Source organism: Streptomyces sp. NPDC002838 (assembly GCF_040295365.1).
In the GTDB taxonomy this organism is placed as follows: Bacteria; Actinomycetota; Actinomycetes; order Streptomycetales; family Streptomycetaceae; genus Streptomyces.
In genome coordinates this window covers 1-21999 of record NZ_JBEOVF010000017.1, presented here as the reverse complement: position 1 = coordinate 21999, position 21999 = coordinate 1, and the positions used below count along the sequence as shown (strand labels likewise).

Sequence of the window (21999 nt, the reverse complement as noted above, 5' to 3'; positions counted from 1 at the left end):
TTGCCGAGGACTGGCGGCACGCCAGGACCGGCCCACGCCGAGGGGCGATACCCCCTCAGCCCACCGCCGCGTAGTTCTCGTACATCTCGTCGTCGTCGAGAGGCAAAATGCCGGCCCCCCGCTCATACTCCGTACGCGCGGTCTCGAGCAGCCTGCGCCACGAGGTGACGGTCGGCCGCCGACGCAGCAGTGCGCGGCGTTCCCGCTCCGTCATCCCTCCCCACACGCCGAACTCGACGCGGTTGTCGAGCGCGTCGGCGAGGCACTCCGTGCGCACCGGGCATCCGGTGCACACCGCCTTGGCCCTGTTCTGCGCTGCTCCTTGAACGAACAGTTCATCCGGATCGGTAGTGCGGCAGGCCGCCTGCGCACTCCAGTCGACTACCCAGCCCATACCGGCGCCGTCCTCTCCCGAATCGAGGCTCCCCCACGGCGGCAGCGGCATATTCACCGCCGCCAGTTGAGGACGTTACGGAAGGTGGGCACAGCGCAACACCCCCTTCGGGCCCAATCTTGAATGGCCCGAACGGACTATGGGTAAGCGGCAGATCACCCGGGGGAGTGAGCTGGCGACATACATGACTATCCCGGCAAACCAGGACAGTTGTGCAGCGTCACAACGGGCGCCAGGTGACACACGAGGCGGATTCGGACACGTGCCCATCAAAAAAGTTGGGGAACGACCGGAACGATTCGGGGTCGCCGGACGTATTGATACGTAGCCCTACAGCTGTGACAGTTGAGAGCAGCTTAGGCCAAGGCCTGTACGCGTGTCCGGCGAATGAGAACGTAGGCTGCCCCTATGCCAAAGAAGCGTTCGGGCGGTGGCCTGTCCTCAACACAGCAGGCCGCCAAGTTCCTCGGTGTCAGTGTGCTCGCGGGAGCCGTCATGGCCGGCATCGCGCTGCCCGCGGCCGGTGCGCTCGGCCTCGCGGCCAAGGGATCGGTGGAGAGCTTCGACGAGCTCCCGGCCACCCTCAAGACACCCCCGCTGAGCCAGCGCACCACGATCCTGGACGCCGACGGCGGCCAGCTCGCCACGGTCTACTCACGGGACCGCACGGTGGTCGGCCTCAAGAACATCTCGCCGTTCATGCAGAAGGCGATCGTCGCGATCGAGGACTCGCGCTTCTACCAGCACGGCGCGGTCGACCTGAAGGGCATCCTGCGCGCGCTCAACAAGAACGCGCAGAGCGGCGGCGTCTCCCAGGGCGCCTCCACGCTCACGCAGCAGTACGTGAAGAACGTCTTCGTCGAGGAGGCCGGCGACGACCCGACGAAGGTCGCGCAGGCCACTCAGCAGACCATCGGCCGCAAGATCAAGGAGCTGAAGTACGCGATCCAGGTCGAGGAGGAGCTCGGCAAGAAGAAGATCCTCGAGAACTACCTGAACATCACGTTCTTCGGCCAGCAGGCCTACGGCGTCGAGGCCGCCGCCCAGCGCTACTTCTCCAAGCACGCCAAGGACCTCAACCTCCAGGAGTCGGCGCTGCTCGCGGGCATCGTCCAGTCGCCCAGCCGGTACGACCCGGTCAACGACGAGGCGGAGGCCACCAAGCGGCGCAACATCGTGCTGCAGCGCATGGCCGAGGTCGGCGACGTCTCGCGGGCCGAGGCCGCCGAGGCGATGAAGCAGCCGCTGGGCCTGAAGATCAGCCGGCCCAAGAACGGCTGCATCACGGCGGTCCAGGGCGCCAGCTTCTTCTGCAAGTACATCGAGCGGGTCTTCCGCAGCGACCCGGTCTTCGGCAAGACCCGCGAGGAGCGGGCGAAGATCTGGAACCAGGGCGGCCTGACGATCCGTACGACACTCGACCCGCAGGCGCAGAACTCGGTCGAGGAGTCACTCAAGGACCACGTCAACCAGGACGACAAGGTCGCCGCGGCGGCCACCCTGGTCGAGCCCGGCACCGGCAAGATCGTCGCGATGGGCCAGTCGAAGCCGTTCGGCTACGGCAAGAACGAGACCGAGTACAACTACTCGGTCGACGCGGCCATGGGCGGCTCCAACTTCGGCTTCCCGACCGGTTCGACGTTCAAGCCGTTCGTGGCGGCGGCCGCGCTGGAGGAGGGCCGGCCGGCGACGCAGGAGTACTCGTCGCCGTACGACATGGAGTACCCGAGCCCGGTCCAGACGTGCGACAGCAGTCCGTGGACCAACAGGCGCGGCGAGAAGCTGGAGAACGAGACCGAGTCGGAGGTCGGCCCGTACCGGCTGAAGGAGGCCATGGCGAAGTCGGTCAACACCTACTTCGTGCAGATGATCTCCGACATCGGCCTGTGCCCCGTGGTCAACACGACCGACAAGCTGCACGTCCGGCAGGGCAACGGCGACAAGATCCCCGAGACGCCCGCCATCGCCCTCGGCTCGATCGGCCTCTCCCCGCTGACCATGGCGAGCGCGTACGCCGCCTTCGCCTCCCGCGGCATGTACTGCACCCCGGTCGCCATCGAGTCGATCACGCAGAAGGTCGGCGACGAGCGGAAGTCGCTGGAGGTGCCGAAGTCGACGTGCTCGCGGGCGATGAGCGAGAAGACCGCGGACACGGTGAACACGCTCCTGCGCGGCGTGGTCGATTCCGGTACGGGCCGGCAGGCCGGCCTGACCGACCGCGAGAGCGCCGGTAAGACGGGTACGACGGACGAGCGCAAGAACGCCTGGTTCGTCGGCTACACGCCGAACATGTCGGGCGCCGTCTGGGTCGGCAGCGCCACCCAGCAGGTCGAGATGAAGAACATCACCATCGGCGGCGTCTACCGCCCGCTCGTCTACGGCGGTGAGGTCCCGGGCCCGATCTGGAAGGACGCCATGGCCGGCGCCCTGTCGGGCAAGAACGTCGAGTCCTTCAACCTCGTCAACATCCCGGACCCCGACCGCGACCGCGACCGCGGCGACGGGAACGGAAACGGCAACGAGAACGGGAACGGGAACGGGAACGACGAGGACAACGACGGCTTCATCGGCGGCACGAACGGCGGCGGCGAGCCGGACCCGACGTTCTCCATCCCGGAGGGCTTCATCCAGGGCCAGGGCAACGGGGGCAACGGCAACGGCGGGCGCGGCTGAGGCACCTGACGCGGCGCCCTGAGAACGGGGACGGCCCCTTCCTGCCGTACGGATGTCATTCGTACGGCGGTGAAGGGGCCGTTGCTCTTTTGGTAGCGGGTGCTTCTGGTGGCCGGGGGCCGGTGCTTGCGGTAGTCGGCGTTTCCGGTGGCCGGTGCTCGGTGGCCGGCCGGCGTTTCCCGTGGCCGACGTTTCCCGTGGCCGGTGGCCGGCGTTTCCCGTGGCCGGGGTTTCCGGTGACCGGTGACCGGCGTTTCCGGTGACCGGTGCTCGATGGCCGACGTTCGCGGTGGCTGGTGCTCGCTGGCCGGCGTTCGCGGTGGCCGTGCTCCGGTGGTCGGAGTTTCCGGTGGCCGGAGTTTCCGGTGGCCGGAGTTTCCGGTTGGCCGGAGTTTCCAGTGGCCGGAGTTTCCGGTGGCCGGTTTCCGGAGTTGCCGTGCCCGGCGTTCCCGGTGCCCGGAGTCGGTCAGCCGGCGAGCAGCTTCTTGACCGCGGCGGCGACGCGGCCGCCCTCGGCCTGGCCCGCGACCTTCGGGTTCACGATCTTCATGACCGCGCCCATGGCCCGCGGCCCCTCCGCCCCGGCCGCCTTCGCCTCCTCGACCGCCTGGGCGACGATCCGGTTCAGCTCGTCGTCGCTGAGCTGCTTCGGCAGGTACGCGGCGAGCACCTCGCCCTCCGCCTTCTCCCGCTCGGCGCTCTCGGCGCGACCGCCCTGCGCGAAGGCCTCGGCCGCCTCACGGCGCTTCTTCGCCTCGCGGGTGATCACCTTCTGCACCTCGTCGTCGGAGAGCTCGCGCTTCTCCTTCCCCGCGACCTCCTCCTTGGTGATCGCGGTGAGCGTCAGCCGGAGCGTCGAGGAGCGGAGCTCGTCGCGCTCCTTGATCGCAGCGTTGAGGTCTTCCTGCAGCTTCGACTTGAGCGTGGTCATGGGTTTGATTGTCGCAGGTGTGGGAGCAAAGACGCCCGCTCATTTAAGGGGCGTCGGTCCGGGCGGTGTTGAGGGGACGCCCGGCACGGAAACGTCCGGGGTCTGACACGATGGACGTATGCGCGCGCGATACGGAGTACCTCTGTCCATTGCGGCGGCCGGCGCCGCCGGTCTGGTGTACGCGGCGGGTTTCGAGGCCCGCTCCTTCCGCCTCCGCCGGGTGACGATCCCCGTCCTCCCGACCGGGATGCGGCCCCTGCGCGTGCTCCAGGTCTCCGACATCCACATGGTCGGCGGCCAGCGCAAGAAACAGCGCTGGCTGCGCTCGCTGGCCGGACTGCGCCCCGACCTCGTGATCAACACGGGCGACAACCTCTCCGACCCGGAGGGCATCCCGGAGGTCCTGGACGCCCTCGGCCCGCTGATGGAGTTCCCGGGCGCGTACGTCTTCGGCTCCAACGACTACTACGGCCCCAAACTCCGCAACCCCGCCCGGTACTTGTTCGAGAAGGCCCAGGGCCGCCACGGCCTGAACGGCAACGCGCCCGTCGTCGGCGCGATCCACAACCCCTGGGAAGACCTGCGCGACGGCTTCGACGCGGCGGGCTGGCTGAACCTGACGAACACGCGGGGCACGCTGAAGATCGAGGGCGCCTCGATCGAGCTGACGGGTCTGGACGACCCGCACATCAAGCGGGACCGCTACGCGCAGGTGGCGGGCGGCCCGTCGACGGGCGCCGACTTCTCGATGGCTCTCGTCCACGCCCCCTACCTCCGGGTCCTGGACGCCTTCACGGCCGACGGCTACCCCCTGGTCCTGGCCGGCCACACCCACGGCGGCCAGCTGTGCCTCCCCTTCTACGGCGCCTTCGTCACCAACTGCGACCTGGACACGGACCGCGTGAAGGGCCTGTCCACGCACCGGGCGGAGGGCCGTACGTCATACCTGCACGTCTCGGCGGGCTGCGGCACGAACCGCTACACGCCGGTACGCTTCGCGTGCCCGCCGGAGGCAACGCTGCTGACGTTGGTGGGCCGGGAGCAGGGCCGGGAGTAGCCGGCTCCCCGGACGATACGGTCGATTAACCCGCACGGCCCACCCGTATCGCCCCTTTTGTCCGCCCTGCTTAGCGTGAGGGCATGACCGCCCCGATACCCAGGGACATCCCGGACCTGCCCGCCATCCCGCGCGCACCCGCGCTGCTGCCCTCGCCCGTCCCCGCCACGGCGGTGGTGGCCCCTGTACGCCGCCCCCTGGCCGCCGTCTACCGCCTGCTGGTCGCCCTGACGGCGGCCGCGGCGGTGACGATCGACCTGCTCCTGGGCAGCCCGACCCAGGTGCTGGGCCACTTCACGATCCAGAGCACCATCCTGCTGGCGCTGGTCTTCACCTTCTCGGCCCGCCGAGCCTGGACGGCGCGCCGCCCCCTGCCGTCGGCACTGACAGGCGCGACACTCCTCTACGTCGTGATCGCGGCCCTGGTCTACCACCTGCTCCTGGCGAACGGAACGGCCCCGTTCTCGACAGCGGGCTCCACGACAGGCGCCGTGCCGACCGAGCCGACCGCCCCGGCCGGCTGGCACGCACTGACCAACCACGTCCTCCACACCGCCATCCCCACGGCGGCACTCCTGGACTGGCTGCTCCTGACCACCCCCGGCCGCCTCCACCTGCGCCAAGCCGCCACATGGCTGCTCTACCCCCTCACCTACCTGGCCTTCACCCTCACCCGAGGCGAACTACTCCTCCCCGGCACGCCGGGCCGCTACCTCTACCCCTTCCTGGACGTAGGCCTGCACGGCTACAAAACGGTCCTCGGCAACGCCCTCCTCCTCGGCCTCTCCTGCTACGCCCTGGCCATCCTCCTGGTGGCCCTGGACCACACCCGCCCGAACCCCGTCCGCCACCGCGCGAAAACCGGATTTCGTCTGCAGCCACCAGTGGGCTAAAGTAAACGACGTCGCCGCGACGAGCAGCGACAATCGGGGTGTGGCGCAGCTTGGCAGCGCGCTTCGTTCGGGACGAAGAGGTCGTGGGTTCAAATCCCGCCACCCCGACAGGGAAGTACCAGGTCAGGGGCCTGATTCGCGAAAGCGAGTCAGGCCCCTGGTCGTTTGAGTGACTAACTGCGTGACCATCTTCTCCGAACGTGCCTCTTCGGCTCAGATGCTCAGCCAGCGTGAAGCCAACGTTTGCGGGACCGGCCGTCAGACCGAACAGGTCGGGCAGGTGACACGTCAGACCGACCAGGTCGGTGTCTGAGGGAGTACCTCATGTCGTCAGGGTGCGCGACGACGCAGAGCACGCGCTGGAAGGACTCCTCGGGGAGGGCAGGCAATGTCATGTCGGCCATCCTTCCGCGTTTAGGGCCCGCCGTCCGCCGCTTGGAGGTGCCGATGAGCCTCGGCCCAGCGGACAGCGAGCCGGGCGGTGAGCCCGGTCAGGGTGAACAGAGCGCCGGCAGGCCCGCCAACTACTCGGGCTGCGGACCGGTATCCCGGTTGCCGCTGAAGAAATGCCATGAATTTGAGACTGATCTTGGGTGGCAACCCGTGGGACAGCCAGACACCCGCAGGTCGAAAAAGATCGACATGTCGTACGCGGTGAGACCCTACACATCCAACCCAGGCGTTTGACAACGAATCCAGTCGACTCAATCGGCGCAGACGCCGTCAACTCACACCTGCGGGCATTCCACGGCAGGTCAGCGGGGCTCGCAAGCGTCGGGCCGCTCATGCTCAGCATTCATTTCGCCGAACTCGATCGGGTCAGGCCCGCGTAGCGGTGTGCGACTCCGCCGGGAAGCAGGTATTCGGCCAGCAGGTTGCCGGCGCGGCGGGATGGCAACCCCATGTCGTGCAGGAGTTCGTCCGCGCAGTGGATGTCGTAGGGGCCGAAGTCGTAGCCGCCGGAACCTGGCAGCACCCGCTCTTGCCAGGTCAGGCGAGCGTCGATGGCCTTCCGCATCTCCTGCTCGCCCGGGGTGGTGCGCAGCGTCGCTCGGAAATAGCAGGTCAGCCAGTGAGCGGTGAGTTCCACGCCCATGATGTTGTTGAAGACCTGCCGGAAACCGACGAACCCCAGCCGGTCGGCGCTGGGTGGCACGATGCCTCGGTAGAGCCGTAGCCGCCCGGCGGAATCGTGCACTTGCACTCTCGAATCCAGGAACGGGAAGACTTTGTGGTGCCCCGTGGCGAACACGATGACATCCGCCGCCACTTCCTCGCCTGTCGCCAGTCGCAGCCCCTTGTCGGTATACGCCTCGACAGCACTGACCTTGGGGGTGATCAGGCCGCGGCGGACGGCCCGCGCGTAGCCGCGTGGCATCACTCCCGCGTGGGCCAGGTGGAAGGGGAGCGCGTGAGCGGGCCGCAGCTGCCTTGGCAGCCGGTACAGCCCGGTGGAAATCAGCATGTCGCGGGTGATGAGCCACCACAGAGCTCGCTTGACCCGCTCGTCGATGCGGTCGATCGGACGGATGCAGGCCGGATCGTGGTAGCGGGGCAGGAGCGCCTCACCGAGCCGGGTGAACAGGATCCACTTGTAGCCGACCAGACCGAGCAGGAACCGCTCGGGGACCATCCAGTTCACCTTTCGCTGCACGAGGGTGGCCGAGGTCGCCTCACAAGCGGCGCGGGTGATCAGGTCCAATGCGGACTTGCCGCCGCCCACGACGACCACGCGCCGGCCGTCGAATGTCCCGGCCCGCACCTCGTTGGAGTGCAGCACGCTCCCGCGGAACAACTCACGACCGGGCAGCTCCGGCAGCTGGGCATGATGATGAGCCCCACTGGCGACAACGACGTAGTCGAATGTTTCGCTATGAATCTCCGCCGACTTGTCCCCTGCGGCCCGGGAGTCGACCAACCAGCCGGAGGCGCCGACCCGCCCAGGCCCCTCCACTGGCCGGATGGAGATCACCTCGGTGCCGGGCCGGACGCGGTCCAGCACACCGAAAGTCTCCGCGTACTTCTCCAGGTAGCGTTGCGTGTCCACCGCGCTGGCGAAGTTCAAGCGGTTGGGCAGGTCCGCGAACTCGAAGATGCGGAGCGCGGACTGGTTGGCCAGCCCGTCGTAGCAGCCCTGTGCTGACCAGATCCCGCCGATCTGCTGGTACTTGTCGAAGACCGTAACGTCGAAGCCGTTCTCCAGCAGCACCTTGGCGCTGACGATTCCCCCGGGGCCGGCCCCGACAACGCACGCTCTCATCAGCTGCCACTCTCCTTGGGTGATGGCCGCATCCAGCTCGTTCATCATCCCGGTTGCGGACCCCCATGCCCAGGGCATGGCCACAGTGCGTGAGACATCAGAAGCTGAACGATCACGGCCGCACCCCAGGACACGACGTACGCGGTCAACGCCCGCAGACGGAGACGACCGCGCGCATCACGGTGCGTCAGAAACGGGGGTGGCCATATCCAGTTGTTTTTGCGGCAGTCGGCGACGACACGCAAGGACACACCTGTGGAGGGGCTGACGGCCGAGGGCGTCCGATTCGATGACGAAGCCGCCGTTCCGGAAGCCCGCCTGCCGCTGGAGGCACTCCGGCGTCTACTCGACGGCTGACCGCTTCCTTCGACCATGGCCCCTGAGAGGTTCTGGAGAAAAAACCTGATCCTCTGGCCGGCGCCTGGACCACTGCGGGGAGATTGGAGGCCGGTGGCGGTACTCACGGGGTGAACACGGCATGGACTCCTTCGAGTTGGGGCGGTTGACGGACCATGACTTCGAGATGGTCTGCCGTGATCTGTTCAGTGACGTCCTCGGTATCCCGCTGGAGATCTTCCCGCGCGGCCGGGACCGTGGCATCGATCTGCGGCACACCGGTCCCTCCGGGACGACCGTCGGGCAATGCAAGCACTGGCCGCGCGCGACCCAGAAGACGCTGATCGGGCGCCTGATCAAGGATGAACTGCCCAAAGTCCGCGCGCTGGCACCCGACCGTTACATCGTCGCCACGACGGTCGGTCTGACCGTCGACGGCAAGGAGGAGCTCCGCGGTGCCTTCGCCCCGTACGTACGCAACACCGGCGACCTGTACGGCGTGGAGGAGATCGTCGCCGAGTTGCTGCGCCGTCCGGACCTGGTCCGGCGGCACTTCCGGCTCTGGCTGAGCAGCACCGCCGTCCACGGTACTTGCGTCTCACTTTATGAAACGCAAGTTCAATTTCCGAGCAAGCACGCCCTGAGGAGGGGCCGCGTCTACCGTGGTGTAGCCAGGTAGTCCCCGTGGCTTCGCAGGTCGAGGCGCCGACCGACCGCACGCCATCCGCACCGGGCTCGTTTGGATGGCTACACACTTCGCGGGACACGACCGAGCGAGGCCAACATGCCGCATAACAAGGAGTACCAGGTCAAGGGCCTGATCCTCAGCGAGGATCAGGCCCTCCTGCGTCTCCGGTGATCGTTTGAGGGAATCCGGGAGAAGATCTTGGTCAGCGTCTCCCAGGCCAGGACGATCACAAGGGAACGGCAGGCCTCACAGTCGGGCCCTCGTTGCTACACGCTCGCGAATCCGAGGCTCCGCGGTGATCGGTCTTAGTTGTCCGTCCAGATGCGGATCATCTTGGTGGACAAGGTCTGCTGCGCCGGAGTGAGGGACTCGTAGGCGTCCAGTTCGAAGAGGCACGGAAGCTCGAAGGTGTGCGCGGCGCCCATCTTGAAGGAGGGCTTCTCGTAGGCCGGATCCGAGTACCAGAGGGTTTCACTGTCGGCGAATTCGTAGGTGTACGTGAGCACGTGGCCGGACAGCATCCGGCCGGTGTCGACCGTGTGCCGGGCCCACTCGGCATCGGTCAGAACCGCCGCAAGGGCAAGGGCAAGGGCCTGGAGCCGTCGTATGCGCTGACGGGGTAGCGGACGGCGATGACGGCGGTCTGTTCCTTGCCGAACTCCTCCTCCGGATGGGCGTGGTAGTCGGCCTCGTCGAGCTGAGCGTCCGGATCGCCGGTGGCGGCCTTCTTGGCCAACTCCAGGCCGTTGACCCTGGCCCGTTCTTCATGGCGGTTGATGCCCCGCAGCACCGGGACCTTGTTGAGCTGTCCGGTGGCGAACGCCTGCCGAGGGACGCGGGGCAGCAGCTTGCCGCCATAGAGGGGCGTGTACTCGGGGCCTGCGCCGAAGGATTCACGAGCTGCCCGGAGGCCGCAGTACGCCAGTCGTCCAAGCCATGCTCGTGCTCGATCTCGGCAGCGGTCGTCACGCCCTCCGCCAAGGCGTCCTCCGGGTCCCGTCGGCCCATGGTTGCCGTGCACGGGGCGCTCTGCAGGATGACCCGGTCGAAGAGGTCGGCCGATGACCGGGCAGAAAGACCGGCGCGGTCCTGGCTGGAGACCAGCCGCTCCTCGGAGGACGAGCGCCGGCCGAAGTGAGCCGACGTCCACGAGCGGTCCGTTCGGCCTCTTTGGGGAGTAGCGTGACCTCATCGGGAGCACTTCGCACACCGGCCCCGATGCCGGTGTCGTTCCCGGTGAGCGACAACACCGGACCACTGCCCACGCGCAGGGGGCCGGAGACAGGTTCGCGCGATGTCCGCGACCACCGACCATCCCCCGCTACGGGCCGTGCCCTTCAGGGCCCCGACCGCGCGCCTCGCGCTGAAATCCGTGAGCCCTTCCGGAGAGCCTGTCGAGCTGGACGGCGCCTGGTGGCCTCATTCACGTGACCTGACGAGCGAGCTCTCCACTCTGGCCGAAGTGCTGGATCCGCTGTGGGGGCGGATCACCCGTATCGCCGTCAACCCTCGCTACTGGCCGATCATCCCGCCCAAGATCTTCGTCAACGGCCATGTGGTGAAGGTCGGTTGGTTCACCTTGGAGCTGGATCCGCACAAGATCCTGCTGCTGTCCTACACCGCAGGCCGCTGGGACCTCCTGGTGATACCCCCGGAGGCCAGCGCCCCCTCGGCCGCCCGGCTGATGGCCGCCGCGAGCGCGAGTGCCGGCCCGCCGATGACGGCGACCGCCCTCATGGCGACGGAACAGGACGACGACACTTCCTCGTCGTACGAGGCCACCACCGGCCGGCCCTGCCGACTGGTGGTAGGGGTGTGACGGTTGTCGTCTCCGCCTTGGCCGTCAGTGCCCTGATGATTCGCCGGGCAGTCCGTGGTGGGCCGGATCAGACGTGACCACCCGTGCGGCCGGCCGCCATGAGCGGTTCCGCGGCCTCCTCGGTCGTATCCGGCGGCACGACCAGCAGGTCCCAGCGGCCCCGGCCGGGGGCGAGCAGGACGACGGTGTGCGGGGCGGATGCCACCAGGGTCCTGCGCAGTCGTACGACCTGGTTGAAGACGAGCATCCGGCCGGGCGTCGCGGACCACTTCGCCCCGTTGACGGTAACGCTGCTGATGTGGCCCCACGCACGCGGCAACCCGGCGAGCAGTCGCGGGAGTTCCGCGAGCAGGTCGTGCGAACGAGGCCACCACGCCCCGTCGATGGGCCGGGGCAGACCGCCGTGGGGTGCCAGGCGCAGGCGGAGGACGGGGTGGTAGGGAAGCGCGGGTTGCAGTGCGGTGGTCATGAAGGCTCCTGCCAACTGGCGTACGCGGATGAGCGGTTGACGTCAGACGCGACGAGCGGCGACGCGAGCCGACGTCGGCCAGCGCACCTCGTGCACCCAGCCCAGGCGTTCGAGGAGGCGGATGACGGCGGCCGACGGGTCGATCTGGCCCCGGTCGACGCCGTGTCGGGCACTGGTGGGGTCGGCGTGGTGGAGGTTGTGCCAGCTCTCCCCGAAGGAGAGCAGGGCCAGCGGCCACAGGTTCGTGGCCCGGTCATGGCGCCTGGTACGGAACGGGCGCTCACCGATCATGTGGCACAGCGAGTTCACGCTCCAGGTGACATGGTGGAGCAGCGCGATCCGCACGAGTCCCGCCCACAGCAGGGCGGTCACGCCGGACACCCAGGTACCGCCGATCGCCCAGCCCGCCGCGAACGGCAGCGCGAGGGTGAGGACGCACAGCATCGGGAAGGCACGGGCGACGGCACGGATGTCGCGGTCGGCCAGCAGATCGGGGGCGTAACGCTCCGCCGACGTACGCTCGTTGCGGAACAGCCAACCGACATGGGCGTGCAGCAGCCCACGCAACTGGCCGCGCAGATGCGTGCCGTAGCGGTACGGGGAGTGCGGGTCGCCGGGCCGGTCCGTGAAGGCGTGGTGGCGGCGGTGGGTGGCGACCCAGCCGATCACGTCGCCCTGGAAACTCATCGAACCGGCCACCGCGAGTGCGATGCGCACGGGGCGGACGGCCCGGTAGCCGCCATGGGTGAGACCGCGGTGGAAGCCGACCGTGACGCCGAGACCGGTGACCATGTAGAGAACGACGGCCAGCAGGATGTCGGCGGGATGGATGAGGCGCCCCCACAGCAGCCAGCCGGCCAGGCCGAGCGCCACGAACGGCAGGACGACGATCACCGCCGTCACGGCGACATACAGCCGCTCACCGCCGTCACGCGCGGGCACCGAGCCGTCCGGCGGGAAGGGGGACGTCCCGTCATAGCCCGGGGGCGGCGGGGCTGTGTCCGACGGAATCGCCGTCGTGGACGTGGTGGAACTGAACGACATACGGGGCTCCTCGGCCTCGGTGCGGGTGGCGCGGCCGGGGTCACGGGCTGCCCCTGTGATGGGAGTCGCGAGGACGGGGCCGGCTCGGACACCGGCATACGAAGAGTCCTCGTTTCCTCCACCGTACTCCCGCACGCTCCGAAACGAGGCGGGCCGGATCGATTGGCCAACGCGTTGACACGGACCGTCGCCGGACGTTGACTGGCGGCACGGCGCAGGGCCATGCCACTCCGGAACACACGGCGAAGCATTCCTCCTTCCCGCCTCGCCCAGACCCCGCGGGAACCCACCTACCGGACACCAGCGAGGCCGGCCATGACCGTTGCACGGACGATCAGGAACAAGGCGCAGACGATGAAGGGCAGGATCACGGAAGAGTTCGGCCGGGTCACCCGCAACAGGCGACTGCAGCGCCGAGGCAGGATCGACCGGGTCTCCGGAAGCCTGAAACAGGCCGTCGGGAAGGCCAAGGACGCCTTCAGGCGCAACGGAAGCGGCACTCGATGATGTACGACCAGTCACGCGCCCAGCAGCCCGCGGGCCAAACCCGGGGCCCCGCCGAACGCCGCACCCCGGGCCCGGAGCCGCTGCTCCCGTCGGCCGAACGGGACAAGATCGTCCTGCGCCTCCGGCACGCCCTCAACACCTTCGCCGACACCCCGCGCGAGGCGCTGGAAGAAGCCGAGAGCGCCTACGACGAAGCCACCGCCCAGCTCGTGAACGCCCTCGCGGAACGGCGGCGTCACCTCCGCGCCGGCTGGCAGGAGCAGGCCCCCGAGACACAGTCCGACGAACTCCGGCACGCGCTGAGGCAGTATCGGGAGATCACCCAGCGGCTGCTCCAGCTCTAAGTGTGCTGTCCCGGCACGTTGGTGACAGGCGACACGCCTTTGAGTCCTAGTGCCGCCGCAGGTCCGCGCTGCGGCGGAGCGCGGAGTAGTGTGGACATTACCGAGAGCATTTCGCACACCGGCTTCCACGCCGGGTCGTTCTCGGCGAACGATGAAACCCGGGCCGCCGCAGAGACGGCCCGGAGACGGGTCCGCATCATGTCGGCGACCTTGCATCCAACCCTGCCGCACCACGAGCCCGTCGCAGCCCCGGCCGCGCGTCTCGCACTGAAGACCGACGGCACGTCGCGCGGACTCCTGGACGGCGCCTGGTGGCCCCGCTCCCGGGATCTGTCGAGCGAACTGTCGGCACTGACCGACGTGCTGGACCCTTTGTGGGGCCGCATCACCCGCATCGCCGTCAACCCGAAGTACTGGCCGGTCATCCCCCGCAAGGTTCCCGTGGACGGCCGCATCGTCAAGGTCGGCTGGTTCACCCCGGAAATCGACCCGCACAAACTGCTGTTGCTCTCCTACGGCACCGGCCGCTGGGATCTCCTGGTCATCCCGCCCGAGACCGAGGCGGAGTCGGCGGCCCGGCTCATGGCCGCCGCGTCCGACTACGACGGCCCGCCGTTGACCGCGAGCGCGCTCATCGCCGCGGACGAGGCCCGGCACGGCGTATCCGCGACCGACGAGCGACTGGACCCGGACGAGGCATGGGAGTACGAAGGCGGCTCCTCCGCGGTGTCCGCGGCCGTTCCGGAACAGACCCGCCGAACCAGTCGGGACCAGTCGCCTGATCGTCGGCATGTGAGGTGGCTGCCATGAACGCCTTCCTGACAGCAGCCGCCTTCGTGGTTCTCATCGCAGCGGCGGCATACGTGATCCACCGGCTCAACATCCAGCACGCCGACAGAATCGCCGTGCGCTGGTACAGCGTCGCCCTGCCCGGCCGCCGCGGCCGTGGCATGCCACAGCCCCCGGTGGAACAGGACCGGTCCGAGTCGCCGACCGCCGGCGAACGACGGGACCACCGCGACGGGGGCCGTGGCCGCTTCCCGCCGCGCCGCCGCCGTATCACTCACCACACGTGACCAGCCGGTTTCCGTCACCGACCTCGCACACCGATCGTCGACTCGGCTCGTACCCGACGCGTGCGCCCGGGAACATACACCCGGGCCATGGACCGCGCGAGGAGCGGTCGGGACCCATGAACCGAGCGTCATGACTCTTCCGCAGCTGAACATCGACCGGCACGACCGGGGCAGGCGAGCACTGATCACCCTGGCCGGTGAGGTCGGCCCGGCCACCGCGCCCCAGGTGCGGACCGCTCTGGAGCGGTGCCTGGGTGACGGCATCACCATCATCGACGTCGACCTGACCACCGTCGGCCTCTGCGACAGCAGCGGCCTGCGCGTCTTCCTCGACGCGTCGCGGCACGCCGAGACCCAAGCGTTCGGAGCAGCGTTTGATCGCGGAAGTGCAGCAAGCTGGTCGGGTACAGCGGACGGGCGAAGGGGGACTGCTTCCTCGGCCTGCTCGGGGTGAGCGTCGAGGACGACACCAAGTGGAACCGGATCCGGCCGGCGCACAACCATGTGATCACCAACGTTCGTTGGAGAGAAGGGTGCCAGCGAGGGGAGCGTTGGGCACACAGGCGACGACTGCCGCTGGCGGGAGCATCGACGGCCCAGTGCTCGAACTGGACCACCCCTCGCCCAGGGCCCCTCATCCGGTCCACCGCCACGATCACGTTCTCCCGGACCTGTGCGGCGACGTCGGTGACGCTCACACCGTATTCCACGACGACCTGGAGATCGATGACGGTCTGTTTCTGACCGACCTCCGCTTTGATGCCGCGCCCCGCCATCTCGACCACCGTGCGGTGCCTCGGATTTGCACGTGCCACCGCGTTTTTTGACCGTCCATATCCTGGGATTGGGCCGCTTCGGACCGTCCGTCACACGACGCGAGGACTACGCTGTTGTTGTAGACGTCCCAGACCCCGGCGGCATGCTGTTGCTGAACACAGATGGCTGCGGGGTGCGGGCTCTTCGTCTGTCACCCGGCGCATCCCTGGAGGGAACTGGGTGGGTCCTCTGTCCTGCTGCTCAGGCTGTCGGACCGGCCGTTGCTCTGCCTCCGCCGAAAATACACCCTGCCGGGAGCGCGCCCAGAGAGCCGGGACTCCGGCACCACCGCGCCCGCTGCCGGATGGTCTTCCGAACCGAGGCGTCATGCCCTTGCCACAGCTCACCGTCTACCGCCATGACCGAAGGAAACGGGCGCTGATCACCCTGGCCGGTGAGATCGACCTCGAATCCGCGCCGTTGGTGCGCGTGTCCCTGGAACGGTGCTTGCAAGACGGTATCCGCACCATCGACGTCGACCTCACCCCCGTCACCTTCTGCGACTGCAGTGGACTCAACGCATTCCTCCGCGCCGCGCAACAGACCACCGTGGTCGGTGGGACCCTACGACTGCACCATCCGCCGACGACGCTGGCTCGGATTCTCGACCTCGCCGACTGCGGGTTCCTGCTCCTCGGCCTTCCGTTCGGCCACCCGCCACCTCCTCTCGGGGACAACCCGGCCACGCCCGCTCCAGCCCCGCCGCACGGGTCTGTCCCGCTCGTGGCTGTTCTCTCGGGCGATGTGCGGTGAAGGCCGAATTCGGGCGCGGGCAGTCACGGAAGCCGGGGGGCGGCGAGCCGTCCGCTACGGCTCCGGTGCAGTTGCGTCGGGTGAACCGCTGGCTGGTGGACAGCCTGCGTGCGGATCTGACGGATCTGTATGTGGAGTCCCGCGCGACGGCGCCGGGTGATCCATACCGCCGTCCCAGCCGTCAGAACTTCTTGGACCGTCTCACCACGGACATGCGCCGACCGGGGTTCGCCATGGTGATCGCCGGGATGGACAGCCTGATGGGATGCGCTTTCGGACTCCCGGCACGTGGCGACGGCTCCTGGTGGCTCGGCCTCCAAGGACCGTTGCCGCGCAGCACCGAGCAACTCACGGTGTCCGGCGGCGTCTCGCGTTCGCCGACATCATGGTCCGGCCGGGTCCGCGGGACCGGGGGCTCGCCCGTCGTTCGCAGGAGCGGCTGCTGACCGACCACCAGGCATCACTCGGTACCACCTTGGTGGACCAGGCCGATCGCCCAAGCCAGCTTCGGAGGCCGGCCGGCTCCACCATGTTCCGCGCGCTGGTGTTTCCCCTCGGGGAACGGACCACGGCGAGGCTGAAGGGCCTCGTCACGATGCCGGGAGGCGGTGGCTCGGGTGGGGCCTGACAGCCGGTCGGCCCGCATTCGGATGCTGGTGGCCGAGCAGGCGGTCCGACGAGGTGCCCGGGTGGGTGTGGTGGACGTGCGCACCGCGGCCGCGCCTTGCGTGGACGCCTTCGCACACGGCTCGGCCGTCCTGACACCCGATCTGCTCACCACTGAACCGCAGGATCACTGGGCCGCGTTCGCCGACGCGGCTCCGGAAGCCGGAGCCCGTGCGGTGTTCTCGCTCCCCCTGCGGATGGGGGCGATCAGCCCGGGAGTTCTGGAGCTGTACGCCACTGTTCCGACCGTGCTGGACACGGAGGACTGGCCGACGCACTGGCGTTCGCCGATCTCGCGACGCTGCTCCCGCTCGATGCGAGGATCGACGAGACGCGCGCGCCGACCGGCGGGCCGATGCCGGACCGCAGCTTCGAGGGCCTGGGCGCGTACCGGGCGGAGATCGACCAGGCCAGCGGCATCCTGACCGTTCAACTCGGAGTCGGCATCGAAGAAGCCTTCGTCCGGCTCCGCGCCCACGCCTATGCGCAGGGACGCCGGCTCGCCGACGTGGCGGCGGACGTGGTGGCCCACCGGCTTCGTTTCTCCCCGGACGCGAAGCCGGATCAGGCCGAGGAGGAAACCTGACGTATCGGTGCCGGCCGAGGAACGTGCCGTACTTCCCGCCTTTTCGGGCAGGGACTAGTCTTAATCGAGGGTGCCCACGATGGATCAACAGCTTCTGGCCAAGACCTTCGTCGAGCTGGCCGACAACCTCGTCGCCGACTTCGACCTCATCGACTTCCTGCGCCTGCTGACCGACCGCTGCGTCGGCATGCTCGACGCGAGCGCCGCCGGGGTGCTGCTCGCCGACCGGGACGGCAAACTCCGCGTCATGGCCGCCTCCGACGAACAGGTGCGCCTGCTGGAGCTCTTCCAGCTCCAGAACGACGAAGGCCCTTGCCTCGAGTGCTTCCGCACCGGCGCACCGGTGATCATCCCCAACCTGACCCGGGAGGTCGATCGCTGGCCGCGCTTCGTCACGATGGCCCACCGCAGCGGATTCGGGGCCGTCCAGGCCCTGCCCATGCGCCTGCGGGACGAGACCGTGGGCGCCCTGAACCTTTTCCGCGCCGCGCCCGGCCCCTTCGATCCGGCCGCCACACTCATCGCCCAGGCGCTGGCCGACGTCGCCACCATCAGCCTGCTGCAACAACGCACCGCCCACCGCAGCACGGTGCTCAACGAGCAGCTGCAGACGGCGTTGAACAGCCGGGTGCTGATCGAACAGGCCAAGGGGAAGCTCGCCGAACGTCAGGGCGTCGACATGGAGCAGGCGTTCAGCGCGCTGCGTGGTTACGCCCGCTCTCACAATCGGCGCCTGGCCGACGTGGCCCGTGCCTTCATCGACGACTCGGAACCCCTCGCCGGTCTGGGGTTCTGACCCACGCCCTTGCCGGGGCCCGCTACTGCTCTGCGCCGTCCTCGATCAGACGGCGGTGGCGTCTGCTGGAAGGCCGCCTGCCGGAGCCTCCCCAGGCGTGCGCAGCGGAAGCCATCGGCGCAGCCACGGGCCACTGGGCCTGCGCGAAGCTGCGCACGGTCGCGTCACACTGCCCTCCTCCGATCGTGGGCCTCGGCCATCACCTGGTCGCGCAGGCGCGCACAGGTGCGGGTGATCAGACGGGAGACGTGCATCTGCGAGAGACCGAGCCGCAGGGCGATGCGGTTCTGCGTCATCTCACAGAAGAACCTCATGTAGAGGATCTGCCGTTCGCGTTCGGGCAGTGCCCGCAGCAGCGGGCGGAGCGCCTCACGGTTGACGATCAGGTCGAAGCCGGGCTCCGTGCCACCGAGAGTGTCGGTCAGTGGGTGGCTGTGCTCGGAGCGGCCGGGTACGGCATCCAGGGACAGGGAGGTGAAGCTTCCCAACGCCCCCTCGCCCAGCCGCACTTCCGCCTCGGTGAGGCCGGCGTACGCGGCGATCTCGTGGACAGATGGTTCGCGGCCGTAGAGCGAAACGCACTCGTTCCCGGCGGAGCGGACCCTGCCGCGCAGCTCCTGTACGCGTCGCGGTACGTGCACGCCCCAGAGGTGGTCACGGAAGTGCCGTTTCACTTCGCCCAGGATCGTCGGTATGGCAAAGCTCTGGAAGGCGTTGCCAAGGCTCGGGTCGAAGCGGGTTACCGCCTTGATCAGGCCGAGTTGGGCGACCTGCTTGAGGTCTTCGAGGGACTCGCCGCGGTGACGGAAGCGCCGGGCGAGACGTACGGCCATCGGCGCCCAGGCGCACACCACCTCCTGGCGCAGCGCGGTCCTCTCCGGGCCGTCCGGCAGGGCGGCGATACGGCGGAACGCGGCATCGGTGTCCGGGGCATCGTCATAGGAGTGTGCGCTTCGTGGGCTCTGAGTTCGTGCGTACGGCATGGGCACGTGTCTCCCTGATCGGTGGCGTCGCTCACCGTGGGAGCCGTCGGACCGCAGCACGCTGGGGAGCAGCGACAGCTGCTCCCACGGGCGTGCCTCCGGTCTGAAGCACATCGGGCGTGTTCCCTGGCAGCCCGCTTTCAAACAGGGGCAACCGCGGCTGCCTACAGGGGATGTGAAGCGGAGAGCGTGGAGGGCCGGTGGGCCTGTCATGCCTTCCAGCGAAGTATCGACAGCGAAGCAGGGATCAGGCAGAACGGACCAGGAACCGCACGACCGGTGTTTGAGGTCCACGAGGCGGGCTAGACAACAGGCGCGTCCGACGGCCGTCCTGGACGAAGGCACCGGAGAGTTGAGTTCACAGCTTCCGGTGCCGTCCGCTGGGCGCGTGCGCCGTCATCTCCGGTCCGCCGCATGGAGGCGCCGCAGTGCCCGGCGCAGCTCCCGCTGAATCGGTTCCGGGAGCGTCCGGTCCTTCGTCGTGGCGACCAGAGCCGCAGCCACGTCACGAAGCTTGAGGTTGCAGTGCTGCGACACCTCCACCAGGAGGTCCCAGGCCCGGTCGCTGGAACACGGCGCCAGGGCCATCATCATGCCGCGCGCCTGGTCGATCTCCGCACGGCTCGCCAGCGCGCGGCTCAACTGCTCGTTCGTGGCGCGTAGTTCCACGACCTCGGCCAGCAGAGCCGCGTCCTCCGCTGAGGGCACAGTCCTCAACAGCCGCTGTTCTTCACGGGGCGGGGTCACCTGGTGCATGGTCCGTACCTCACAGGGCAGTCATCCCGTCCATAGGTGGTCAACGGCGCGCCAGTTGCCGTTCGCCGCCGCAACAGGCTTGTAGGCCAGTCCGTAGTGCTTGAAGATCGCTTCCTCCTGCAGTTGATCGTTCTCGGCGCGCAGTGCGACGACGTCCGGTCCCGCCGACGCGTTCCCCCACGTGGCCTCGGCCCGCAGATCGCTCCGCTCCTCTTGGATCAGGCTTGTGCGTGGCATGGCGTATACGTCTTGCCGATCTCGACGCGTCCGGGCTGGCTGAAGCCGTCCCGGAACCCGTGGCTACCGGGCCACGTCACGGGTCACCTGCGGTGTTCGTGGTCCCGACGGTCCTCGCGCCGCCAGCGCGCCCGGTTCTGACGCCTGTAGCGGCGGTCCCAGCGTTCCCGACGATCCCGGCGCTCCTGGTAGTCCCGGTAGTCCCCGAGATCGGAACTGCCGCTACGGCTCCGGCCTCCGCCACGATCGCGGCCGTAGCGGGTGGCGCCGTAGACCAACACCGCCGCGGCCACCCACCAGATGGAATTGAGGAAGCCGAAGCCGAACAGGACGATGACGAGGATGAAGAGCAGGACGAACACGGCGGGCCTCCCCGGGAGCGGGACACAGCATCGAACCGGGGACTGGGGCTCATCCCACAGCGTAGTCCTGCCCAACGGATGCGGATACCGTGCGACGTCAGCGCGTCCCGTCCGGCATGGATGGCTACTTGACACCTGTCGGGGAGCTGCGGCGAGGGCTAGCGTGCGACATGCCGCCCCTGCCCCCGGCAGCGTCGCACCGCCAACGCGCTCCCCAGAGGGCGCACCCTGTGCATCGGTGCCCGAACCCGCCGCGTCACGAGCGAGGCGGTTCCCGCACGCGCCCATCGTCACACGATCCCGGCGCGCCCCGATGCGCTCCAAGCGGGCACCGATCTGCTGCCCGTCGCGTCGCACGCATCCCACAACAGGCGGTACACATGTACGCGCTGATCGTTCCCGCTTCGGCCCCCTTCGTCCTGCTCGCCACCGTGCTGGGCCTGTCATGGTGGGAGGACCACATCCTGCCGACGCCGCCGACCGAGCCGGCCGAAGCCCCCGCCGAGGCTCCGTTCGCCACGGCGGGCCCTGCCCAGCTCCCAGAACCCCTCCGTGTCGACACTGCGTTGACAAGGGAGGTTCCCGGGCGTTGACTGGCAGCACGGCGTAGGGCTATGCCACTCCGGATCATTCGGCCGCAGCATTCCACCTTCCCGCTTCGCCCGGACCCCGCGGAATCAGGAAATCCCCGCGATCTGGAGGCCCGGCAATGTTCTGGATTCTTCTCCTTCTGCTGATCCTGGTGGTCTTCGGGTTCGGCTTCACCATGCAGATCCTGTGGTGGGTCGCGGCCGTCCTGCTGGTCCTCTGGATTGTCGGCTTCGCCAAGCGCGGGCGCAGCGGTGGCCGCCGCCGGTACAGCCGTGGTCGCAGGTAACCCACTCCACGCCCGAACTCATCCCGCAGGAATGACGGCCTGTACGGCGATCACGCGCGGGAGCCCCTCCAGCCGACATGCAAAGGACAGTCATGAGCGTCGGACAGACGATCAAGCACAAGACACAGGAATTCAAGGGCCGGATCACCGAACACATCGGCCGGACCACCCGCAATCGGCGACTGCGGCGCGAAGGCAGGACCGACCGGGTCTCCGGAAGCCTGAAGCGGGCCGGAGACAAGGCCAAGGACGCTTTCAGGCACTGACCACAAGCGCCCCGGGTGGTGCAAACGTCGCGTGGACACCACCCGGCCGGCCTCAAGGCTCAAGAGCCGACGGGAATTGACGGCAATGAAGCAGACCAACGTGCGAACCGAGAGCCAAAGAAGGCAGCCATGTTCACCGTCGTGATCACCGCCGTGATCACCGCCGTGATCAGGGCTTCATCGGGATGCCTGCGTTCCCGGATAGCCTGGAAGGACACAGGGCTACCGGGCTCAGCGGGCTGCGACGGCCCGCAGGGGCGGCCCCTAGCGGCCCGGATCAACGGCTCAGGAGGCAGGCCATGATCCATGCAGCCGATATCCGCGAGTGGCGCAACCGCAGCGTCCTCGACCCGAAGGGCCACAAGATCGGCGTGCTCGAAGCGGTCTACGTGGACACCACCACCGACGAA

General features: G+C 68.4%; 28 protein-coding genes, 1 tRNA gene and 2 pseudogenes. 19 read left to right on the top strand and 12 right to left on the bottom strand.

The window, feature by feature from the left end; translation table 11 throughout:
* Positions 1 to 55 precede the first annotated feature (55 nt).
* Complete coding sequence (gene wblA / locus ABT063_RS22095) at positions 56 to 394, bottom strand: transcriptional regulator WblA (RefSeq protein WP_351059087.1); 339 nt, start codon at positions 392 to 394, stop codon at positions 56 to 58.
* Between the two features lie 408 nt (positions 395 to 802).
* Here wblA and ABT063_RS22090 point away from each other — a divergent pair, with 408 nt between their 5' ends.
* Positions 803 to 3067, top strand: a complete 2265-nt coding sequence (locus tag ABT063_RS22090; protein WP_351059086.1) for a transglycosylase domain-containing protein — start codon at positions 803 to 805, stop codon at positions 3065 to 3067.
* Between the two features lie 466 nt (positions 3068 to 3533).
* On the opposite strand, the gene ABT063_RS22085 is transcribed toward ABT063_RS22090, so the two are convergent.
* A complete protein-coding gene (locus ABT063_RS22085) occupies positions 3534 to 3998 on the bottom strand; it encodes a GatB/YqeY domain-containing protein (RefSeq protein WP_124440305.1) in 465 nt (154 codons plus the stop codon).
* Positions 3999 to 4116: 118 nt separating this feature from the next.
* Here ABT063_RS22085 and ABT063_RS22080 point away from each other — a divergent pair, with 118 nt between their 5' ends.
* The 4 genes from ABT063_RS22080 to ABT063_RS22065 all read left to right on the top strand — a co-directional run bounded on the left by ABT063_RS22080 (position 4117) and on the right by ABT063_RS22065 (position 6261).
* A complete protein-coding gene (locus ABT063_RS22080) occupies positions 4117 to 5055 on the top strand; it encodes a metallophosphoesterase (protein ID WP_351059085.1) in 939 nt (312 codons plus the stop codon).
* 83 nt (positions 5056 to 5138) lie between these two features.
* A complete protein-coding gene (locus ABT063_RS22075) occupies positions 5139 to 5948 on the top strand; it encodes a Pr6Pr family membrane protein (protein ID WP_351059084.1) in 810 nt (269 codons plus the stop codon).
* 34 nt (positions 5949 to 5982) lie between these two features.
* A tRNA-Pro gene (locus ABT063_RS22070) sits at positions 5983 to 6056 on the top strand.
* 73 nt (positions 6057 to 6129) lie between these two features.
* Positions 6130 to 6261, top strand: coding sequence for a hypothetical protein (locus ABT063_RS22065; protein WP_351059083.1), 132 nt, complete (start codon positions 6130 to 6132; stop codon positions 6259 to 6261).
* 483 nt (positions 6262 to 6744) lie between these two features.
* On the opposite strand, the gene ABT063_RS22060 is transcribed toward ABT063_RS22065, so the two are convergent.
* Entirely contained in the window at positions 6745 to 8208 is a 1464-nt protein-coding gene (locus ABT063_RS22060) for a flavin-containing monooxygenase (protein WP_351059223.1), read from the bottom strand.
* A 478-nt stretch (positions 8209 to 8686) separates the two neighbouring features.
* Between ABT063_RS22060 and ABT063_RS22055 the strand changes: the two genes are divergently transcribed.
* A complete protein-coding gene (locus tag ABT063_RS22055; protein WP_351059081.1) occupies positions 8687 to 9223 on the top strand; it encodes a restriction endonuclease in 537 nt (178 codons plus the stop codon).
* Positions 9224 to 9537: 314 nt separating this feature from the next.
* Here the strand turns inward: ABT063_RS22055 and ABT063_RS22050 are convergent, their stop codons facing one another.
* Positions 9538 to 9798, bottom strand: coding sequence for a hypothetical protein (locus tag ABT063_RS22050; protein ID WP_351059221.1), 261 nt, complete (start codon positions 9796 to 9798; stop codon positions 9538 to 9540).
* Positions 9795 to 10022: a hypothetical protein gene (locus ABT063_RS22045; protein ID WP_351059080.1), complete on the bottom strand. Its 228-nt coding sequence runs from the start codon at positions 10020 to 10022 to the stop codon at positions 9795 to 9797. The genes ABT063_RS22050 and ABT063_RS22045 overlap by 4 nt, the downstream gene beginning before the upstream one ends.
* A 504-nt stretch (positions 10023 to 10526) precedes the next feature.
* Between ABT063_RS22045 and ABT063_RS22040 the strand changes: the two genes are divergently transcribed.
* On the top strand, positions 10527 to 11051 hold the full coding sequence (locus ABT063_RS22040; RefSeq protein ID WP_351059079.1) for a DUF5994 family protein: 525 nt from the start codon (positions 10527 to 10529) through the stop codon (positions 11049 to 11051).
* Between the two features lie 67 nt (positions 11052 to 11118).
* On the opposite strand, the gene ABT063_RS22035 is transcribed toward ABT063_RS22040, so the two are convergent.
* Positions 11119 to 11520 (bottom strand): DUF5994 family protein, encoded by a 402-nt coding sequence (locus ABT063_RS22035; RefSeq protein ID WP_351059077.1) that lies wholly within the window; start codon positions 11518 to 11520, stop codon positions 11119 to 11121.
* Between the two features lie 42 nt (positions 11521 to 11562).
* Entirely contained in the window at positions 11563 to 12564 is a 1002-nt protein-coding gene (locus ABT063_RS22030) for an acyl-CoA desaturase (protein ID WP_351059076.1), read from the bottom strand.
* Between the two features lie 315 nt (positions 12565 to 12879).
* Between ABT063_RS22030 and ABT063_RS22025 the strand changes: the two genes are divergently transcribed.
* From ABT063_RS22025 to ABT063_RS22005, 5 genes are all read left to right on the top strand, one after another.
* Entirely contained in the window at positions 12880 to 13071 is a 192-nt protein-coding gene (locus ABT063_RS22025) for a CsbD family protein (protein ID WP_351059075.1), read from the top strand.
* Positions 13068 to 13415: a hypothetical protein gene (locus ABT063_RS22020; protein WP_351059074.1), complete on the top strand. Its 348-nt coding sequence runs from the start codon at positions 13068 to 13070 to the stop codon at positions 13413 to 13415. The genes ABT063_RS22025 and ABT063_RS22020 overlap by 4 nt, the downstream gene beginning before the upstream one ends.
* 210 nt (positions 13416 to 13625) lie before the next feature.
* Entirely contained in the window at positions 13626 to 14225 is a 600-nt protein-coding gene (locus tag ABT063_RS22015) for a DUF5994 family protein (RefSeq protein ID WP_502990860.1), read from the top strand.
* Positions 14222 to 14491, top strand: coding sequence for a hypothetical protein (locus ABT063_RS22010; protein ID WP_351059071.1), 270 nt, complete (start codon positions 14222 to 14224; stop codon positions 14489 to 14491). The genes ABT063_RS22015 and ABT063_RS22010 overlap by 4 nt, the downstream gene beginning before the upstream one ends.
* Before the next feature lie 130 nt (positions 14492 to 14621).
* Positions 14622 to 14945 (top strand): STAS domain-containing protein, encoded by a 324-nt coding sequence (locus ABT063_RS22005; RefSeq protein WP_351059070.1) that lies wholly within the window; start codon positions 14622 to 14624, stop codon positions 14943 to 14945.
* A 175-nt stretch (positions 14946 to 15120) separates the two neighbouring features.
* Here the strand turns inward: ABT063_RS22005 and ABT063_RS22000 are convergent.
* Positions 15121 to 15261 (bottom strand): annotated as a pseudogene (locus ABT063_RS22000) (Asp23/Gls24 family envelope stress response protein); the annotation flags it as partial.
* A gap of 373 nt (positions 15262 to 15634) precedes the next feature.
* On the opposite strand from ABT063_RS22000, the gene ABT063_RS21995 reads away from it, so the two are divergent.
* The 3 genes from ABT063_RS21995 (at position 15635) to ABT063_RS21985 (ending at position 18108) form a co-directional block, all read left to right on the top strand.
* Positions 15635 to 16060, top strand: coding sequence for an STAS domain-containing protein (locus ABT063_RS21995; protein WP_351059069.1), 426 nt, complete (start codon positions 15635 to 15637; stop codon positions 16058 to 16060).
* A gap of 1021 nt (positions 16061 to 17081) precedes the next feature.
* Complete coding sequence (locus tag ABT063_RS21990; RefSeq protein ID WP_351059068.1) at positions 17082 to 17312, top strand: ANTAR domain-containing protein; 231 nt, start codon at positions 17082 to 17084, stop codon at positions 17310 to 17312.
* A gap of 79 nt (positions 17313 to 17391) precedes the next feature.
* Positions 17392 to 18108, top strand: a complete 717-nt coding sequence (locus ABT063_RS21985; protein ID WP_351059067.1) for a GAF and ANTAR domain-containing protein — start codon at positions 17392 to 17394, stop codon at positions 18106 to 18108.
* 164 nt (positions 18109 to 18272) lie between these two features.
* Here ABT063_RS21985 and ABT063_RS21980 read toward each other — a convergent pair whose 3' ends face one another.
* From ABT063_RS21980 to ABT063_RS21965, 4 genes are all read right to left on the bottom strand, one after another.
* The gene (locus tag ABT063_RS21980; RefSeq protein ID WP_351059066.1) at positions 18273 to 19091 is read right to left on the bottom strand and encodes a SigB/SigF/SigG family RNA polymerase sigma factor; all 819 of its coding nucleotides are present in this window, start codon (positions 19089 to 19091) and stop codon (positions 18273 to 18275) included.
* A 396-nt stretch (positions 19092 to 19487) separates the two neighbouring features.
* A complete protein-coding gene (locus tag ABT063_RS21975; RefSeq protein ID WP_351059065.1) occupies positions 19488 to 19847 on the bottom strand; it encodes an ANTAR domain-containing protein in 360 nt (119 codons plus the stop codon).
* 21 nt (positions 19848 to 19868) lie between these two features.
* Positions 19869 to 20084, bottom strand: coding sequence for a hypothetical protein (locus ABT063_RS21970; RefSeq protein ID WP_351059064.1), 216 nt, complete (start codon positions 20082 to 20084; stop codon positions 19869 to 19871).
* A gap of 83 nt (positions 20085 to 20167) precedes the next feature.
* The gene (locus tag ABT063_RS21965) at positions 20168 to 20446 is read right to left on the bottom strand and encodes a hypothetical protein (protein ID WP_351059063.1); all 279 of its coding nucleotides are present in this window, start codon (positions 20444 to 20446) and stop codon (positions 20168 to 20170) included.
* Between the two features lie 380 nt (positions 20447 to 20826).
* On the opposite strand from ABT063_RS21965, the gene ABT063_RS21960 reads away from it, so the two are divergent.
* The 4 genes and pseudogenes from ABT063_RS21960 to ABT063_RS21945 all read left to right on the top strand — a co-directional run.
* Positions 20827 to 21039 carry a hypothetical protein gene (locus ABT063_RS21960; RefSeq protein WP_351059062.1) on the top strand — a complete coding sequence of 71 codons (213 nt, stop codon included), beginning with the start codon at positions 20827 to 20829 and terminating at the stop codon, positions 21037 to 21039.
* Positions 21040 to 21155: 116 nt separating this feature from the next.
* Positions 21156 to 21323 carry a DUF5670 family protein gene (locus ABT063_RS21955; RefSeq protein WP_351059061.1) on the top strand — a complete coding sequence of 56 codons (168 nt, stop codon included), beginning with the start codon at positions 21156 to 21158 and terminating at the stop codon, positions 21321 to 21323.
* Between the two features lie 92 nt (positions 21324 to 21415).
* A complete protein-coding gene (locus ABT063_RS21950) occupies positions 21416 to 21589 on the top strand; it encodes a CsbD family protein (RefSeq protein WP_351059060.1) in 174 nt (57 codons plus the stop codon).
* Positions 21590 to 21888: 299 nt separating this feature from the next.
* Positions 21889 to 21999: pseudogene (locus tag ABT063_RS21945) on the top strand (PRC-barrel domain containing protein); the annotation flags it as partial.

Excerpts from the sequence above, each read along its gene's own strand:
- ABT063_RS22040 (WP_351059079.1), top strand. The coding sequence starts at position 10,527 with ATGTCCGCGACCACCGACCATCCCCCGCTACGGGCCGTGCCCTTCAGG.
- ABT063_RS22055 (WP_351059081.1), top strand. The coding sequence starts at position 8,687 with ATGGACTCCTTCGAGTTGGGGCGGTTGACGGACCATGACTTCGAGATG.
- ABT063_RS21995 (WP_351059069.1), top strand. The coding sequence starts at position 15,635 with ATGCCCTTGCCACAGCTCACCGTCTACCGCCATGACCGAAGGAAACGG.
- ABT063_RS22075 (WP_351059084.1), top strand. The coding sequence starts at position 5,139 with ATGACCGCCCCGATACCCAGGGACATCCCGGACCTGCCCGCCATCCCG.
- ABT063_RS22035 (WP_351059077.1), bottom strand. The coding sequence starts at position 11,520 with ATGACCACCGCACTGCAACCCGCGCTTCCCTACCACCCCGTCCTCCGC.
- ABT063_RS22085 (WP_124440305.1), bottom strand. The coding sequence starts at position 3,998 with ATGACCACGCTCAAGTCGAAGCTGCAGGAAGACCTCAACGCTGCGATC.
- ABT063_RS21955 (WP_351059061.1), top strand. The coding sequence starts at position 21,156 with ATGTTCTGGATTCTTCTCCTTCTGCTGATCCTGGTGGTCTTCGGGTTC.
- ABT063_RS22005 (WP_351059070.1), top strand. The coding sequence starts at position 14,622 with ATGACTCTTCCGCAGCTGAACATCGACCGGCACGACCGGGGCAGGCGA.
- ABT063_RS22060 (WP_351059223.1), bottom strand. The coding sequence starts at position 8,208 with ATGAGAGCGTGCGTTGTCGGGGCCGGCCCCGGGGGAATCGTCAGCGCC.
- ABT063_RS21960 (WP_351059062.1), top strand. The coding sequence starts at position 20,827 with ATGTACGCGCTGATCGTTCCCGCTTCGGCCCCCTTCGTCCTGCTCGCC.
- ABT063_RS21980 (WP_351059066.1), bottom strand. The coding sequence starts at position 19,091 with ATGCCGTACGCACGAACTCAGAGCCCACGAAGCGCACACTCCTATGAC.
- wblA (WP_351059087.1), bottom strand. The coding sequence starts at position 394 with ATGGGCTGGGTAGTCGACTGGAGTGCGCAGGCGGCCTGCCGCACTACC.
- ABT063_RS22080 (WP_351059085.1), top strand. The coding sequence starts at position 4,117 with ATGCGCGCGCGATACGGAGTACCTCTGTCCATTGCGGCGGCCGGCGCC.
- ABT063_RS22025 (WP_351059075.1), top strand. The coding sequence starts at position 12,880 with ATGACCGTTGCACGGACGATCAGGAACAAGGCGCAGACGATGAAGGGC.
- ABT063_RS21970 (WP_351059064.1), bottom strand. The coding sequence starts at position 20,084 with ATGCCACGCACAAGCCTGATCCAAGAGGAGCGGAGCGATCTGCGGGCC.
- ABT063_RS22030 (WP_351059076.1), bottom strand. The coding sequence starts at position 12,564 with ATGTCGTTCAGTTCCACCACGTCCACGACGGCGATTCCGTCGGACACA.
- ABT063_RS22020 (WP_351059074.1), top strand. The coding sequence starts at position 13,068 with ATGATGTACGACCAGTCACGCGCCCAGCAGCCCGCGGGCCAAACCCGG.
- ABT063_RS22090 (WP_351059086.1), top strand. The coding sequence starts at position 803 with ATGCCAAAGAAGCGTTCGGGCGGTGGCCTGTCCTCAACACAGCAGGCC.
- ABT063_RS21985 (WP_351059067.1), top strand. The coding sequence starts at position 17,392 with ATGGATCAACAGCTTCTGGCCAAGACCTTCGTCGAGCTGGCCGACAAC.
- ABT063_RS21975 (WP_351059065.1), bottom strand. The coding sequence starts at position 19,847 with ATGCACCAGGTGACCCCGCCCCGTGAAGAACAGCGGCTGTTGAGGACT.
- ABT063_RS22010 (WP_351059071.1), top strand. The coding sequence starts at position 14,222 with ATGAACGCCTTCCTGACAGCAGCCGCCTTCGTGGTTCTCATCGCAGCG.
- ABT063_RS21950 (WP_351059060.1), top strand. The coding sequence starts at position 21,416 with ATGAGCGTCGGACAGACGATCAAGCACAAGACACAGGAATTCAAGGGC.
- ABT063_RS21990 (WP_351059068.1), top strand. The coding sequence starts at position 17,082 with ATGCCGGACCGCAGCTTCGAGGGCCTGGGCGCGTACCGGGCGGAGATC.